This window comes from Sandarakinorhabdus sp. (genome assembly GCF_987265915.1).
The window spans coordinates 2491888-2505601 of record NZ_OZ503948.1 but is presented as its reverse complement, the minus strand read 5'-3'; the positions used below and the strand labels follow the sequence as shown (position 1 = coordinate 2505601).

Here is a 13714-nt window from a genome sequence, read left to right as displayed (position 1 = left end):
GGTGATCCGGCAGATTTTCCCCTACGCCGAAACCACCGCCGGCATCACCGTGCGGGTGGCGCCGCATTATCTGCCCGAACAATCCGATCCGGATCGCGGTTATCATGTCTGGTCTTATCATGTACGGGTGGAAAATGGCAGCGCCCAGGCCGTGCGCTTGCTGGCCCGGCGCTGGACGATCATCGATGCCACGGGACGCACCGAGGAAGTCGCTGGCGATGGCGTCGTCGGTGTGCAGCCGCTGATCGCGCCGGGCGGTGCCTATGACTATGTGTCTGGCTGCCCGCTCGCCACTGCGACAGGGTTGATGCACGGCCGATATGTGATGCAGGCCGACGATGGTGAGCGCTTCATGGTCACCATCCCGCAGTTCAAGCTGGAATTGCCCGGCCCGCGCCCGGCCGTCCACTGATCGCCTTCCGATGAAACGCACCCATCTGCCCTTGAATGCTCTGCGCGTGTTCGAGGCGGCGGCGCGCCATTTGTCGTTCACCCGCGCGGCCGATGAACTGGCGGTCACGCCGGCGGCGGTGGGCCAGCAGATCCGCGCGCTGGAGGAAACGCTTGGCGTCGTCCTGTTCCGCCGCCTCACCCGCAATCTGGAACTCACCCCGGAAGCTGAACAGGCGCTGCCGGCCCTGCAACAGGGGTTTCTGGCCTTTGAAGAATCGGTGCGGCTGATGCAGGCCGGGCAATCCAGCCGGGTGCTCAGCCTGGCGGCACCGCGCGCTTTGGTGGCGAAATGGCTGGCGCCGCGCCTTGCCGATTATGGCCGGCTCTATCCGGGTCTGCGCTTCTCGATCGTTGCCCATGATGCCGGTGAGGTCGATTTCACCCAGGCCAATCTCGATCTGGCCATCCATTATGGCGATGAACCGCAAGCCGAAGGCATCCACGGCCGCACGCTGGGAGCCGAACGGCGCATCAGCGTGGCAGCGCCGGGCGCAGGCGCAGATGCGCCGTGCATCGCCCACCCGCTCGATCCCGAAACGCCGTGCGTCGCCAGCGCCTTTACCTTTGCCGATGCTGGCCTCGCCATCGATGCGGCGGCGGCCGGGCTGGGCCGCACGCGGGTGCCGGCGCTGCTGGCGGCGGCCGATCTCGCTGCTGGCCGGGTAGTGGCGCTGGACGAAGGTGAACCGGCCACGGGTGCCTGGTGGCTGACTGCGCCGACCCCGCAATGGCGTCAGGCCAAGGTGCGCGCCCTGGTGGCGTTTCTGGCGGACGACACCCAGCCGGGCGCGGCCTGAAGCGGCGTTTCAGGCCCCGGCAATCACCGGCCGGCCGATCAGCTCTGCCGCTTCCAGCGTCAGCACCCGGCCTTCGCCGGTGAGCGGATCGCGCACACTCAGCAGACCATCATGGCGCGCCTCCAGCAGCCACCAGCGGCCATCGCGGCCGAGCAGCAGCGCCGGCCGGCGGGCGGCCAGATCGCGGTCAAGCAATGGCCAGGCCGGGGAGGGCGACCGGCCGGCTTCCCAGACGATTTCCACCACGGTTTCCTGATCGTCATCATTGGCGTCGGTCCAGGCACCGGCAACCGCCGCCAGCGCGGCGCGGCCGATCTTGCCACCGATGCGCGCCGCCACCTGCGCCGGCGTGAAGCGCACGCCGCGCGCCTGCCAGCAGATCACCAGCGCGGCAGGCAGCGAATCAGCCTGCTGCGCTTTCGCGGGCAGGGCCAGCGCCAAGGGCAGGGCAAGCAGGAGGCGGCGATCAATCATGGTCACAGCCTAGCCGCAGCGCGCCCGGCCTGCTAGGGCGCTGCGCATGCTTTCGATCTCCGCTGTCACCGTTCGCCTTGGCGGGCGCACCATCCTCGATGGCATCAATGTCACGCTGCCGCCGCGCGCCTGCATCGGGCTGATCGGCCGCAATGGGGCAGGCAAATCGACGTTGATGAAGGCCATCGCCGGCCAACAGGAGCTGGACGCTGGCAGCATCGACATGCCGCGCGCCACGCGGCTGGGCTATATCGCGCAGGAAGCGCCGGCCGGGCAGGGCACGCCGTTCGATACGGTGCTGGCGGCCGATCTTGAGCGCGCGGCACTGATGCTGGAGGAAGACGCGCTCGCCGCCAGCGCTGCCGATCCGCTGCGGCTGGCTGAAGTGCATGAACGGCTGGTGGCCATCGACGCTTACACGGCGCCGGCGCGGGCCGGGCGCATCCTCGATGGCCTGGGCTTTGATGCCGCGGCGCAGCAGCGTCCGCTCGACAGTTTTTCCGGCGGCTGGAAGATGCGCGTGGCGCTGGCGGCCCTGCTGTTCAGCCAGCCCGATCTGCTGCTGCTGGACGAACCGTCGAACCACCTCGATCTTGAAGCGGCGATGTGGCTGGAAAGCTTCCTGAAATCCTATCGCGGCACCATCCTGCTGATCAGCCACGAACGTGATCTGCTGAACAATGTCGTCGATAACATCCTGCATCTCGAACAGGGCAAGGCGACGCTGTACGCCGGCAATTACGACAGTTTCGAACGCCAGCGTGCCGAACGGCTGGCGCAGCTCGCCGCCGCGCGCGAAGCCCAGGCCACCCAGCGTGCCAAGCTGCAGGATTATATCGCCCGCAACTCGGCGCGCGCCTCCACTGCAAAACAGGCGCAGAGCCGGCAGAAGGCGCTGGCCAAGATGCAGCCAATTGCCGAAACCGCGGTCGATCCCAGCCTGAAGTTCGATTTTCCGTCGCCGCCGCCGCTGAAACCGCCGCTGGTGCAGCTGGATGATGCCGCGGTCGGCTATGATGGCACCGCGATCCTCACCGGCCTTGATCTCACGCTCGATCCCGATGACCGGCTGGCGCTGCTGGGCCGCAACGGCAATGGCAAGACCACCTTGGCGCGGCTGCTGTGCGGGCAATTGCCGGCGATGGCCGGATCGAAGCACGCGCCGGGCAAATTGCGCGTCGGTTATTTCACCCAATATCAGGTGGAGGAGCTCGACCGCGACGACACCCCGCTGGAGCATATGACTCGGCTGATGCGCGGGGCCAACCCATCGGCGGTGCGCGCGCAACTGGGCCGGTTCGGCTTCACCGGCGGCATGGCCGAACAGAAGGTCGGCCATATGAGCGGCGGCGAGCGCGCCCGGCTGGCGCTGGCGCTGATCACCCGCGACGCGCCGCATCTGCTGATCCTCGATGAACCGACCAACCACCTTGATGTCGATACGCGCGAGGCCTTGGTCCAGGCGCTGAATGGGTATGAAGGCGCGGTGGTGGTGGTCAGCCATGATCGCCACATGATCGAGGCCAGCGCCGATCGGCTGGTGCTGGTCGATGCCGGCCATGCCCGCAATTTCGATGGCAGCATCGATGATTATGAAGCGCTGATTGTCGGCGGCCCGCCCAAGAAAGCCGATGCACCAAAGGCGCCGGCCGCACCACGCGAAGACCCGAAGGAAGCCCGCCGCCGCGCCGCCGCCCAGCGTGAAGCCACGGCAGCGCTGCGCAAGGCGTTGAGCGCTGCCGAACAGCGCATTGCCCGGTTGACGGCGGAGCGCGATGGTCTGGATGTGCGGCTGGCTTTGCCCGGCGCCAACAGCGCGGCCCTGCTCAAGCAGCGCGGCCAGATCGAGGCCAGCCTGGCAGCGGCGGAAGCCGAATGGCTGGTCGCCAGCACAGCGCTTGACGCCGCTCAGCCGGGGGCGGCTGGGCAAGCATCCTGAAGCAGCGGCACCAGCCCGGCGGCGAGGCCGGCATAGCCGGCATCGGAATAATGCAGATGATCGCTGCGCATGGCAGGATCGATGCCGCCATCGTGCCCAGCGAGCAGCGGCGCCACGGGTAGCCGCCGCGTGCCCGCAGGCAGCGCCAGCCGCGCCGTGATCGCTGCCATGGCCCGGCCCTGACGATCACCGGTCAGCAGCGTGCGCCACCAGGGCTGCGGCCCCGGCGCGACCAGATCGGCCACCACCACGCGGGCGCCTTGGGCCTGCCCGGCGCGGGCGATGGCAGCGATGGCAGCGGCGGCGCGCGGCACAGCATGGCCCCACGGCCACAGGGCAGCAGCGCGCGCATCGTTGCTGCCGGCAAACAGCAGCACCGCGTGCGGCCGGGTCGCGGCAATCAGCGCGGCACCGGGACCGGCCAGGTCATCGGCGCGGGCGCCGGCCTGGCCGGCCACGGCCTGACGCCAGCCGGGCGGCGGCGGCGCCGACCAGCGCACCGCCAGGGAATCGCCGAAAATCAGCAGCCGGCACGGCCCCAAGCCAGCCCAGTCTGGCGGCAAGGTGGCGGCGCTGGCCGGGCCGCCGGCCAGGGCTGTGATCAGCAGGGCCACACCCGGCAACCAGCGGCCGCGCGCCGGAATCAGAGTTTGTAGAGACGCCGCGTGTTGTCGTCAGCGCCCTCCAGCCGGCCAAAGTGGCCGACCTTGATGTCCGAACGCACGACCCGCGCCGGGTTGCCGGCCACGATCGAGCGCGGCGGTACATCATCGAACACCACCGCACCGGCCGCGACGATCGATTCGTCCCCCACGGTCACGCCCGGCATGATCATCGAGCTGCCGCCGATGAAGCAGCGCTGCCCGATCAGGATCGGCCGCACCTTGCCAGTTTCCAGATCGCGGGCGTCGAGCAGCGTCTTGAAGGCGACCAACGAATAGGCCCCCACCTTCACGCCGCCCGGTCGCCCGCCAATAAGCCGGCTCGACAGCGAAGCGGTGGACGTTGGATCGATGTCCACGCCATAGCGCAGCCGCAACCAGCGCCGGCGCAAGCCAAGAATGAGCAAGCGCAGCTTGCGCAAGCGGTTGAGGGAACCGAGGGCCATGACACCTGCAAATAACGACCATCTTGGCCGCTTGTAAATGAAGTTGGGCCGTGAGAATGCAGCGGCAGCAGGGGAAAGGTCACCATGCGTCGATTGAGTTTGCGGCAGCACTGGCAGAGATTTGTGCGGGATCGCATCTGGGCCATGGACGTGCATCCCAGTGCCTGGATCGCCGAGACCGCGCTGATCGATCGCACGTGGCCGCGTGGTATCCACATCGGTGCGGAATGCATGATCGGCGAGGAGGTTGTGGTGCTGACCCACGACATGACGCGCGGCATCTATCTGGACACGGTGATTGGCCCCGGCACCCGCATCGGGGCCCGAGCCATCATCCTGCCCGGTGTGACCGTTGGCCGGGATTGCGTGATCCAGCCCGGCGCACTGGTCAACCGTGACGTGCCCGACGCGCATATCGCGTCCGGCAATCCCGCGGTGTCTGCGCCCATCGCGCCCTGATCCGTTGCTGCGAATATGTTCCGCCATGCCGGCATGCTCCACAAGCCGCGGCATCATCGGTGATCTAAGCTGCGGTTGACAGGCGCAGCAGCACCAAAGCGGGCGCGCATCGGCCCCAAGATGTATCCATTATGGCGTATTCACGCGTCCAGTGCGTCGGCGTCGATCGAAGTGGCATGGCTCTGGATGAAATTGAAGCGGTGTTCCGGGTTGCGTCCCATCAGCCGTTCGACAAGATCGGCGACGTCGGCGCGGCCTTCGGGATTTTCGGGCAGGCGCACGCGGATCAGGCAGCGGCTGTCCGGGTCCATGGTGGTTTCCTTCAACTGCTGCGGGTTCATTTCGCCCAGGCCCTTGAAGCGGCTGACCTCCACCTTGCTGCGGCTGGAGAAGGTCGTGCGCATCAGTTCTTCGCGGTGGACATCGTCGCGGGCATAGGCGACGGTGCCGCCCGCCGACAGACGATACAGCGGCGGCTGCGCCAGATAGAGGCGGCCGTCGCGCACCAGTCCGGCCATCTCGCGGAAGAAGAAGGTCATCAACAAGGTAGCAATGTGCGCGCCATCAACATCGGCATCGGTCATGATGATGATGCGTTCATAACGCAGGCTTTCCGGCGTGTAGCGTTCGCGCGTGCCGCAGCCCAGCGCCTGGATCAGATCGCCGATTTCGCTGTTGGCGCCGATCTTCGCGGTGTTGGCACTGGCCACGTTCAAGATCTTGCCGCGGATCGGCAGGATCGCCTGCGTGTTGCGGTTGCGCGCCTGTTTGGCACTGCCGCCGGCCGAATCGCCTTCCACGATGAACAATTCGGTGCCCGGCGCATCGCCGCGCGCGCAGTCGGTCAGCTTGCCGGGCAGGCGCAACGAGGATTTGCTGGTGGCGGTCTTGCGCTTGACCAGCGCTTCCTGGCGGCGGCGCAGCCGGTCTTCCATGCGCTCCAGCACGAAGGCCAGCAGCGGCTTGCCCCAAGCACCCCCGTTGCCGCCGCTGCCGGTCAGCCAGTGATCGAAATGATCCTTGATGGCATTTTCCACCAGCTTCGTGGCTTCGGGGCTGGTCAGCCGGTCCTTGGTCTGGCTCTGGAATTGGGGATCGCGGATGAACAGCGACAGCATCAGTTCGGCGCCGGAAAACACATCCTCGCCGGCCAGTTCGCCGGCCTTCTTGTTGCCAGACAGGGTGGCGAAATTCTTCAGGCCACGGGTCAGCGCCAGCCGCAGGCCGGCTTCGTGGGTGCCGCCATCCGGGGTGGGAATGGTGTTGCAGTAAAAACTCGCCGAACCTTCGCCCCATTGCGGCCAGGCGCAGGCCCATTCCACCGCGCCCATCGGCTTGCCATCGGCGCCGGCAGCCAGATCGGCGCGGCCGGCAAACAGATCGGCCACTACCAGCGGGCGATCTTCCAAGCGCTCGCGCAAATGATCGGCAAGGCCGCCGGGGAAGGTGAACACGGCCGTTTCCGGCACATCACCGTCGCAGCGTTCGGTCGCGCATTTCCAGCGGATTTCGACTCCGCCGAACAGATAGGCCTTTGATCGCGCCAGCTTGTACAGGCGGCTGGCGCGGAAGGCCGCTTCCGCCCCGAAGATCTGCGGATCGGGATGAAAGCGTACCGAGGTGCCGCGGCGGTTGGCGACCGCGCCCAGCTTTTCCACCGGCCCCAGCGGCACCCCACGCGAAAAGCGCTGGCGATACAGTAACTTGTCGCGCGCCACTTCGATGGTGGTATCGTCGGACAGCGCGTTGACCACGCTGATGCCCACCCCGTGCAGGCCGCCGCTGGTGGCATAGGCCTTGCCGCTGAACTTGCCGCCAGAATGCAGCATGGTCAGGATCACTTCCAGCGCCGATTTGTCGGGAAAGCGCGGGTGCGGATCGACCGGGATGCCGCGGCCATTGTCAACGATGGTCAGGCTGCCATCGACTTCCAGGCTGACCTCGATGCGGCTGGCATGGCCGGCGACGGCTTCATCCATTGCATTATCAAGCACTTCGGCGGCAAGATGGTGCAGGGCGCGTTCGTCGGTGCCGCCGATATACATGCCCGGCCGGCGCCGTACCGGTTCCAGGCCCTCCAGCACTTCGATGTGGCTGGCATCATAATCGGCGGAGCTTTGGGTGGCGGCAAACAGATCGGACATGGGCAGGCTATAGCAGCTTGGCAGCGGCCTGCCAGTTGCGGCGCAAAGCCGGGCTTTGGCACCTGCGACAATTTTTTGGGCACCTACGCAATTTCGCGCATTGAGTTTCGCTATGGTGCGGTGCAAAAGGGGCATGCCGATATGGCGATCCTCCCCAAGGATTTACTAGGGCCGGAACTCAGGTTCCGGCCCTTTTTTTTATGTATGTCAGATATTTGACGGTCGCGGGGCTGAGCGAGGGAGTTGCGTCTTGACCTTTCAGGCGCATGTTGCAGTGCACAAGATGCTGCCAATTTGGATGGGTTAAGTGAGGTAGCAGGGGTTCTGCTGATCCTGACGGCACGGCCGGCGGCGGAGCCGCCGAGTCCGTGCGGACTGCAAGAGGGAAGGAAGAAGGAAGAGCACGGCGAAGCCGTTCCGTCAGAAGAGTCAAAAAAGGGCGGCCTGTTGGGGCCGCCCTTTTCTTGCTCGCTGGCCGAGCGCTACGCGAGTCGAAAATTAGTGCTTCGCACTAATTTCGCGCCGCTTAAGCGCTATAGTACATGTCGAACTCAACCGGCGCCGGGGTCATTTCCCAACGCTGCACTTCTTCCATCTTGAGTTCGATGTACGAATCAATCTGGTCGTCAGTGAACACGCCACCCTTGGTGAACACAGCCCGGCTCTTGTCCAGAGCAGCAAGCGCTTCACGCAGCGAGGCGCAGACGGTTGGCACTTTCTTCAGTTCGCGCGGCGGCAGGTCATAGAGATTCTTGTCCATGGCCGGGCCGGGGTGGATGCGATTTTCGATACCGTCCAGGCCCGCCATCAGCAACGCCGTGTAGCAGAGGTACGGATTGGCGGTGGCATCCGGGAAGCGCACTTCCACGCGCTTGGACTTGGCGCCGGTGCCATAAGGAATGCGGCACGAGGCGGAGCGGTTGCGGCTGGAATAGGCCAGCAGCACCGGCGCTTCGAAACCGGGCACCAGCCGCTTGTAGCTGTTGGTGCTGGGATTGGTGAAGGCGTTGCAGGCCTTGGCGTGCTTGATGATGCCGCCGATGAAGAACAGCGCCATTTCCGACAGGCCAGCATATTCGTCGCCGGCAAACAGCGGCGTCTTGCCGTCCCAGATCGACAGGTGGGTGTGCATGCCACTGCCGTTGTCGTCCTTGATCGGCTTGGGCATGAAGGTCGCGGTCTTGCCATAGGCATGGGCGACCTGGTGCACGACATATTTGTAAACCTGCATGCGGTCTGCGGTTTCGACCAGCTTGCCATAGGTCAGGCCCAGTTCGTGCTGGGCAGAGGCGACTTCATGGTGATGCTTGTCGCAGGGCAGGCCCATTTCCAGCATGGTCGCGACCATTTCGCCGCGCAGATCCACAGCCGAATCGACCGGGGCCACCGGGAAATAGCCGCCCTTGGCGCGCGGCCGGTGGGCCATGTTGCCCTGTTCATAGCTGCGGCCCGAATTGGTCGGCAGCTCGATATCGTCGAGATGGAAGAAGCCTTCGTTGTAGCCGAGGCCGAAACGCACATCGTCGAAGACGAAGAATTCGGCTTCCGGGCCGACGAACACCGTGTCGCCGATGCCGGTCGCCTTCAGATAGGCTTCGCCGCGCTTGGCGGTGCTGCGCGGATCGCGGCTGTAGAGTTGGCCGGTGGACGGTTCGACAATGTCGCACACCAGAATCAGCATCGGGGTGGCGGAGAACGGATCGATGTAGGTCGCGTCCAGATCCGGCATCAGGATCATGTCGCTTTCGTTGATCGCCTTCCAGCCGGCGATTGACGACCCGTCAAACATGAAGCCATCGGTAAGCATGTCTTCATCGATCACACCCGACACCATGGTCAGGTGCTGCCATTTGCCTTTGGGATCGGTGAAGCGCAGGTCAACCCACTCGATGTCCTTTTCTTTGATCAGGTTCAAAATGTCTGCGACGGTGGCCATTCGGCTCTTCCCCTGTTGTTGGTTGGTGGTTTTTGAAATTGATGTGGCGCGCGGATCAGATCGCGTCGCTGTCGCGCTCGCCGGTGCGGATGCGCACGGCCGATTCGATGGTCGAAACGAAGATCTTGCCGTCGCCGATGCGTCCGGTGCGCGCCGCGTTGGTGATGGCTTCCACCACACGCTCGACCTGATCATCGTCAACGATGACCTCCAGCTTCACCTTGGGCAGGAAATCCACGACATATTCGGCACCCCGATACAGTTCGGTGTGGCCCTTCTGCCGGCCAAAGCCCTTGGCTTCGGTGGCCGTGATGCCGGAAACGCCGACTTCGTTCAGGGCTTCTTTCACTTCATCCAGCTTGAATGGCTTGATGACGGCTTCGATCTTTTTCACGTCCTTCTCCTGCCCGCAAATCTGCCAAGAAGATCCAGCAACGAACCGCCGTTGTGGTGGCTGAAGGATGCAGGTCATGCGCCATTTGCCAAGACCGCGCCACCGTAATTTGGCTTATATGCCCGCCGGCAAGGGTGCAGGCGCAGCTTGTTTCCGGGACGGATCACGGTGATGGCGGCCTGCATCGGCGGGCTTGCGCGGCGGGGCGCACCGTCAAACGCCTTATGTTGCAGGGCAGAATCGACGGGCATCTAATGCGGCTGGAACTGCCGATCTACACCCGTGAACAATGTCTCAACGCAGGGGAAATTGATGACAACGATCTTTGACAGACTGCGAGGGCCCGCAATATCGGCCGCCATCGCGATCATGGCTGCGGGGCCAGCGCTGGCCCAGGATGCGGCACCGGTTCCGGTTCCTGACAAGGGCGACACGGCATTCATGCTGATTGCCACGGTGTTGGTGCTGTTGATGATCCTGCCGGGCCTGCAACTGTTCTACGGCGGTCTCACGCGCTCCAAGAACATGCTGGCCACCATGACGCAGATCGCCGCTGCCACCTGCCTGACGATGTTGCTGTGGGTGGTTTTCGGCTATTCGCTCGCCTTCGGGCCGGACAGCGAAGGCGCCATCAAGCCCTTCATCGCTGGCTTTGACCGCCTGTTCCTGGCTGGCATCGACGCCAGCTCCACCGCTGCCACCTTCACCGCCGGCGTGGTCATCCCCGAATATGTGTTTGTCGTCTTCCAGATGACGTTCGCGGCGATCACGGTCAGCCTGGTGCTGGGATCGGTGGTTGAACGGATCAAGTTCTCCGCCGTGCTGGTCTTCACCCTGGTCTGGCTGCCGCTGGTCTATCTGCCGATCGCGCACATGGTGTGGGCGGCTTCCGGCTTGTTCTTCGTGATGGGTGCGCTGGATTTTGCCGGCGGCACCGTGGTGCACATCAATGCTGGCGTGTCCGCGCTTGTTGCAGCCATCATCCTCGGCAAGCGGATTGGTTACGGCAAGGACATCACCGCGCCGCACTCGTTGACGCTGACCTTGGTCGGCACTGGCCTGCTGTGGGTCGGCTGGTTCGGCTTCAATGCCGGTTCGGCGCTGGAAGCCAATGGGTCGGCGGCGCTGGCCATGATCAACACCTTCGTTGCGACCGCTGCAGCCGCGTTGGCCTGGCTTGCCATCGAAAAACTCGCTGGTCACAAGCCGTCCGCACTGGGCCTGGCTTCGGGCATCATCGCGGGCCTGGTGGCCGTGACGCCGGCCGCGGGCAACTCCGGCCCGCTGGGTGCCATCGCGCTCGGCGCCATCGCTGCGGTCTTCTGCTACATCGCGGTGGCCGTGATCAAGCCCAAGCTGGGCTATGACGACTCGCTCGATGCCTTCGGGATCCACGGCGTGGGCGGCATCGTCGGCGCCATCGGCACGGCGGTGGTCTATGCCCCGTCGCTCGGCGGCCCTGGCGCTGCGGACTATGACATGGGCGCCAAGCTGATTGTGCAGTTGGCCGCCGTGGGGACGACCATCGTGTGGGCTGCTGTCGGCACAACGATCGCCATCTTCATTGCCAAGGCAGTGACCGGCCTGCGCGTCAGCAAGGATGTGGAGCAGGAAGGCCTCGATCTGGGCGAGCATGGCGAACGCGCCTACAACCCCTGATAGCTGCGGGATTGACCTGGCCGGGCAGGAAACTGTCCGGCCAAGTCAAATCGCTTCGGGCCATGGTACATCATGGTCACCACGGCTCGAATATTTTGCCAAATATGTGTGAAGCAATCTGCAGAAGTTGGTATGCGCCAACTTCTGCATTTTTTTTGGAAACCATTGTTTCTGGTTTTCTCTACGACATATGACGTACTTACGCCATTTGGCGTAGATGTTTCAACATTGTTGCAGTGCATGATTTCGGGGTTGTCGTGCGCTCGCAGGCGTCAGGCATCGATGGCAACCACCGGTCAAAGGATTCCGGATGATCAAGCAGACTTCGAAGTGGCACGTGCAGGTTCGCACCGCACTGGCAACCACAGCGCTTCTTTCGGCGGGTGCCGCCGCAGCACAAGAGGCCGCGCCGCCGGCGCTGTTGCCCGGCCTCGCGGGACCGCTCAGCTATAATCCCAAGCCGATCAGCTTTGATCTGGGCGGCAGCCAGATTTATGTCACCGGCATTGCCAGCGGCTATCTGGGTGTCCAGTCCAAGAGCACGGCCGGCGTTTCGAGCGGCTTTGCCGATCTTTCCAATGCCCAGGTGATCATCCAGAAGCCGGAAGGCGTCGTGCAGTTCCTGGTGCAGGCTGGCCTGTACAGCCATGAAACCCTGGGCTTTGGCTATGCCAAGTCGACCACCTACACCGATGGCACGTATGGCGTGGTGCCGCAGGCCTGGTTGAAGATTGCGCCGTCGTCGAGCTTCAACGTTCAGGCCGGCATCCTGCCGACGCTGATCGGCCTCGAAGCGCCGTTCAGCTTCCAGAACATGAACATCGAACGCGGTGTGCTGTGGGGCCAGGAAAATGTGTTGACCCGCGGGGTGCAGGCCAACGTCACGTCCGGCAAGATCAGCGCGTCGCTTGCGCTGACCGATGGCTTCTTCTCCGGCAAGTTCAACTGGTTGAGCGGCATCGTCAGCTATGTCGATGGTCCGCACACCTTGTCGCTGGTGCTGGGCGGTGCGCTGTCCAAGAATGATCGCGCGGCCTTCTCGACTCCGACCGTGCAGAACAACAGCACCATCCTCAACGTCATCTACAGCTATGCCGGCGACAAGTGGCTGGTGCAGCCCTATTTCCAGTATGTCTGGGTACCAACCCTGCAATTCAACGGCTCCACCAAGGCCGAAAACTGGGGCGTCGGCGTGCTGGCGAAGTACAAGATCGACGACAATTGGAGCCTGCCGGTGCGCTTCGAGTATTTTGACAGCTCGGCGCCGCGCGCAACGGCTGCCAATTTCCTCTATGGGCCGGGCAGCAACGCCTTTTCGGCGACCATCACGCCGACCTACACGTGGGATCGCTTCTTCGTCCGTCCGGAACTTTCCTATGTGTCGGCGTCCGATGTGGCACGCGGCGCTGTATTTGGCGCCGCTGGCAACAGCAAGAGCCAGGTCCGCGGGCGTTTGGAGTTCGGCGTCATCTTCTGATCACATGACCCTTATCGGTCGTGCGGGAAGGGCGGGGGCAACCCCGCCCTTTTCTGCATTGATCGCCAGCCGCATCACACCGTGGTGGCATAGCCCCCATCAACGGTGATCACGCTGCCGGTCATGAAGCCGCTGGCCCGGCTGGACAGGAACAGCGCGACTCCGGCCATGTCGTCTGCATTGCCCCAGCGCTGCATCGGCGTTTCGGCGCGGAAAGCTTCGCGGAACTCCTCGGCGATGGCGGCGGTCATCTTCGACGGGAAAAATCCCGGTGCGATGGCGTTGACGGCAATGTGGCGCGCGCCGAGGAACTTCGCCATCATCCGCGTCAGGTGCAGCACGCCGGCCTTGGAGGCGGCGTAGCTGTAGGTTTCCAGATCGGAGACATGCTGGCCATCGATGCTGCCGATGTTGATCACTCGCGCCATCTGTTCGGGGCTGGCGGCGGCGGCGAGGTTCGGCAGCAGTTTCTGAGTGAGGAAGAACACCGACTTGACGTTCAGGTCCATCACCTTGTCCCAGCCGATTTCCGGGAACTCATCGATGCCGGCGCCCCAGCTGGCACCAGCATTGTTGAACAGGATGTCGAGCCGCGGGAACCGCTCGGCTACGGCCGCGGCGAAGCGTTCGACCTCGGCCATCTGCGACAGATCGGCGGGTAGGGCGATGCAGGCCGGGCCGAGCTCGGCGGCCAGGGCATCGCAATCACTGGCCTTGCGGCTGGAGATGATCACGGTCGCGCCATTTTCCACCAGCGCCCGCGTGATCATTTCGCCAATGCCGCGGCTGCCGCCGGTGACCACGGCGGTCTTGCCGGCCACGCTGAACAAGTGTTCGATCTTCATGATGTTTCCTTCTGCTACCCCTCTCCCCT

The 13714-nt window shown here is 64.3% G+C and carries 14 protein-coding genes; 7 read left to right on the top strand and 7 right to left on the bottom strand.

Features of this window, described 5'->3' with window-relative positions; all coding sequences use genetic code 11:
- Position 1: 1 nt before the first annotated feature.
- A complete protein-coding gene (gene apaG / locus AC6UUM_RS12180) occupies positions 2–412 on the top strand; it encodes a Co2+/Mg2+ efflux facilitator ApaG/CorD (RefSeq protein WP_500802547.1) in 411 nt (136 codons plus the stop codon).
- Positions 413–422: 10 nt separating this feature from the next.
- Entirely contained in the window at positions 423–1250 is an 828-nt protein-coding gene (locus AC6UUM_RS12175) for a LysR substrate-binding domain-containing protein (RefSeq protein ID WP_500802546.1), read from the top strand.
- Between the two features lie 9 nt (positions 1251–1259).
- Here AC6UUM_RS12175 and AC6UUM_RS12170 read toward each other — a convergent pair whose 3' ends face one another.
- Positions 1260–1724, bottom strand: coding sequence for a hypothetical protein (locus tag AC6UUM_RS12170; protein ID WP_500802545.1), 465 nt, complete (start codon positions 1722–1724; stop codon positions 1260–1262).
- A 46-nt stretch (positions 1725–1770) separates the two neighbouring features.
- Between AC6UUM_RS12170 and AC6UUM_RS12165 the strand changes: the two genes are divergently transcribed.
- The gene (locus AC6UUM_RS12165) at positions 1771–3663 is read left to right on the top strand and encodes an ABC-F family ATP-binding cassette domain-containing protein (RefSeq protein ID WP_500802544.1); all 1893 of its coding nucleotides are present in this window, start codon (positions 1771–1773) and stop codon (positions 3661–3663) included.
- On the opposite strand, the gene AC6UUM_RS12160 is transcribed toward AC6UUM_RS12165, so the two are convergent.
- Positions 3633–4277, bottom strand: coding sequence for an SGNH/GDSL hydrolase family protein (locus tag AC6UUM_RS12160; RefSeq protein ID WP_500802543.1), 645 nt, complete (start codon positions 4275–4277; stop codon positions 3633–3635). The two genes, AC6UUM_RS12165 and AC6UUM_RS12160, sit on opposite strands and share 31 nt — an antisense overlap.
- Before the next feature lie 29 nt (positions 4278–4306).
- Entirely contained in the window at positions 4307–4771 is a 465-nt protein-coding gene (locus AC6UUM_RS12155; RefSeq protein ID WP_500802542.1) for an acyltransferase, read from the bottom strand.
- Positions 4772–4915: 144 nt separating this feature from the next.
- Here AC6UUM_RS12155 and AC6UUM_RS12150 point away from each other — a divergent pair, with 144 nt between their 5' ends.
- Positions 4916–5230 (top strand): acyltransferase, encoded by a 315-nt coding sequence (locus AC6UUM_RS12150; protein ID WP_500802541.1) that lies wholly within the window; start codon positions 4916–4918, stop codon positions 5228–5230.
- Between the two features lie 140 nt (positions 5231–5370).
- On the opposite strand, the gene parE is transcribed toward AC6UUM_RS12150, so the two are convergent.
- The 3 genes from parE to AC6UUM_RS12135 all read right to left on the bottom strand — a co-directional run bounded on the left by parE (position 5371) and on the right by AC6UUM_RS12135 (position 9704).
- Positions 5371–7374 (bottom strand): DNA topoisomerase IV subunit B, encoded by a 2004-nt coding sequence (gene parE, locus AC6UUM_RS12145; protein ID WP_500802540.1) that lies wholly within the window; start codon positions 7372–7374, stop codon positions 5371–5373.
- A 526-nt stretch (positions 7375–7900) separates the two neighbouring features.
- Positions 7901–9310 (bottom strand): type I glutamate--ammonia ligase, encoded by a 1410-nt coding sequence (glnA, locus tag AC6UUM_RS12140; protein WP_500802539.1) that lies wholly within the window; start codon positions 9308–9310, stop codon positions 7901–7903.
- 55 nt (positions 9311–9365) lie between these two features.
- Positions 9366–9704 carry a P-II family nitrogen regulator gene (locus AC6UUM_RS12135; protein ID WP_500802538.1) on the bottom strand — a complete coding sequence of 113 codons (339 nt, stop codon included), beginning with the start codon at positions 9702–9704 and terminating at the stop codon, positions 9366–9368.
- A gap of 134 nt (positions 9705–9838) precedes the next feature.
- On the opposite strand from AC6UUM_RS12135, the gene AC6UUM_RS12130 reads away from it, so the two are divergent.
- The 3 genes from AC6UUM_RS12130 (at position 9839) to AC6UUM_RS12120 (ending at position 12840) form a co-directional block, all read left to right on the top strand.
- A complete protein-coding gene (locus tag AC6UUM_RS12130) occupies positions 9839–10033 on the top strand; it encodes a hypothetical protein (protein ID WP_500802537.1) in 195 nt (64 codons plus the stop codon).
- Positions 10034–10073: 40 nt separating this feature from the next.
- Positions 10074–11363 carry an ammonium transporter gene (locus AC6UUM_RS12125; protein ID WP_500802536.1) on the top strand — a complete coding sequence of 430 codons (1290 nt, stop codon included), beginning with the start codon at positions 10074–10076 and terminating at the stop codon, positions 11361–11363.
- 310 nt (positions 11364–11673) lie between these two features.
- The gene (locus AC6UUM_RS12120) at positions 11674–12840 is read left to right on the top strand and encodes an outer membrane beta-barrel protein (protein ID WP_500802535.1); all 1167 of its coding nucleotides are present in this window, start codon (positions 11674–11676) and stop codon (positions 12838–12840) included.
- Positions 12841–12914: 74 nt separating this feature from the next.
- Here the strand turns inward: AC6UUM_RS12120 and AC6UUM_RS12115 are convergent, their stop codons facing one another.
- Positions 12915–13685, bottom strand: coding sequence for an SDR family oxidoreductase (locus AC6UUM_RS12115; protein WP_500802534.1), 771 nt, complete (start codon positions 13683–13685; stop codon positions 12915–12917).
- Positions 13686–13714 lie beyond the last annotated feature (29 nt).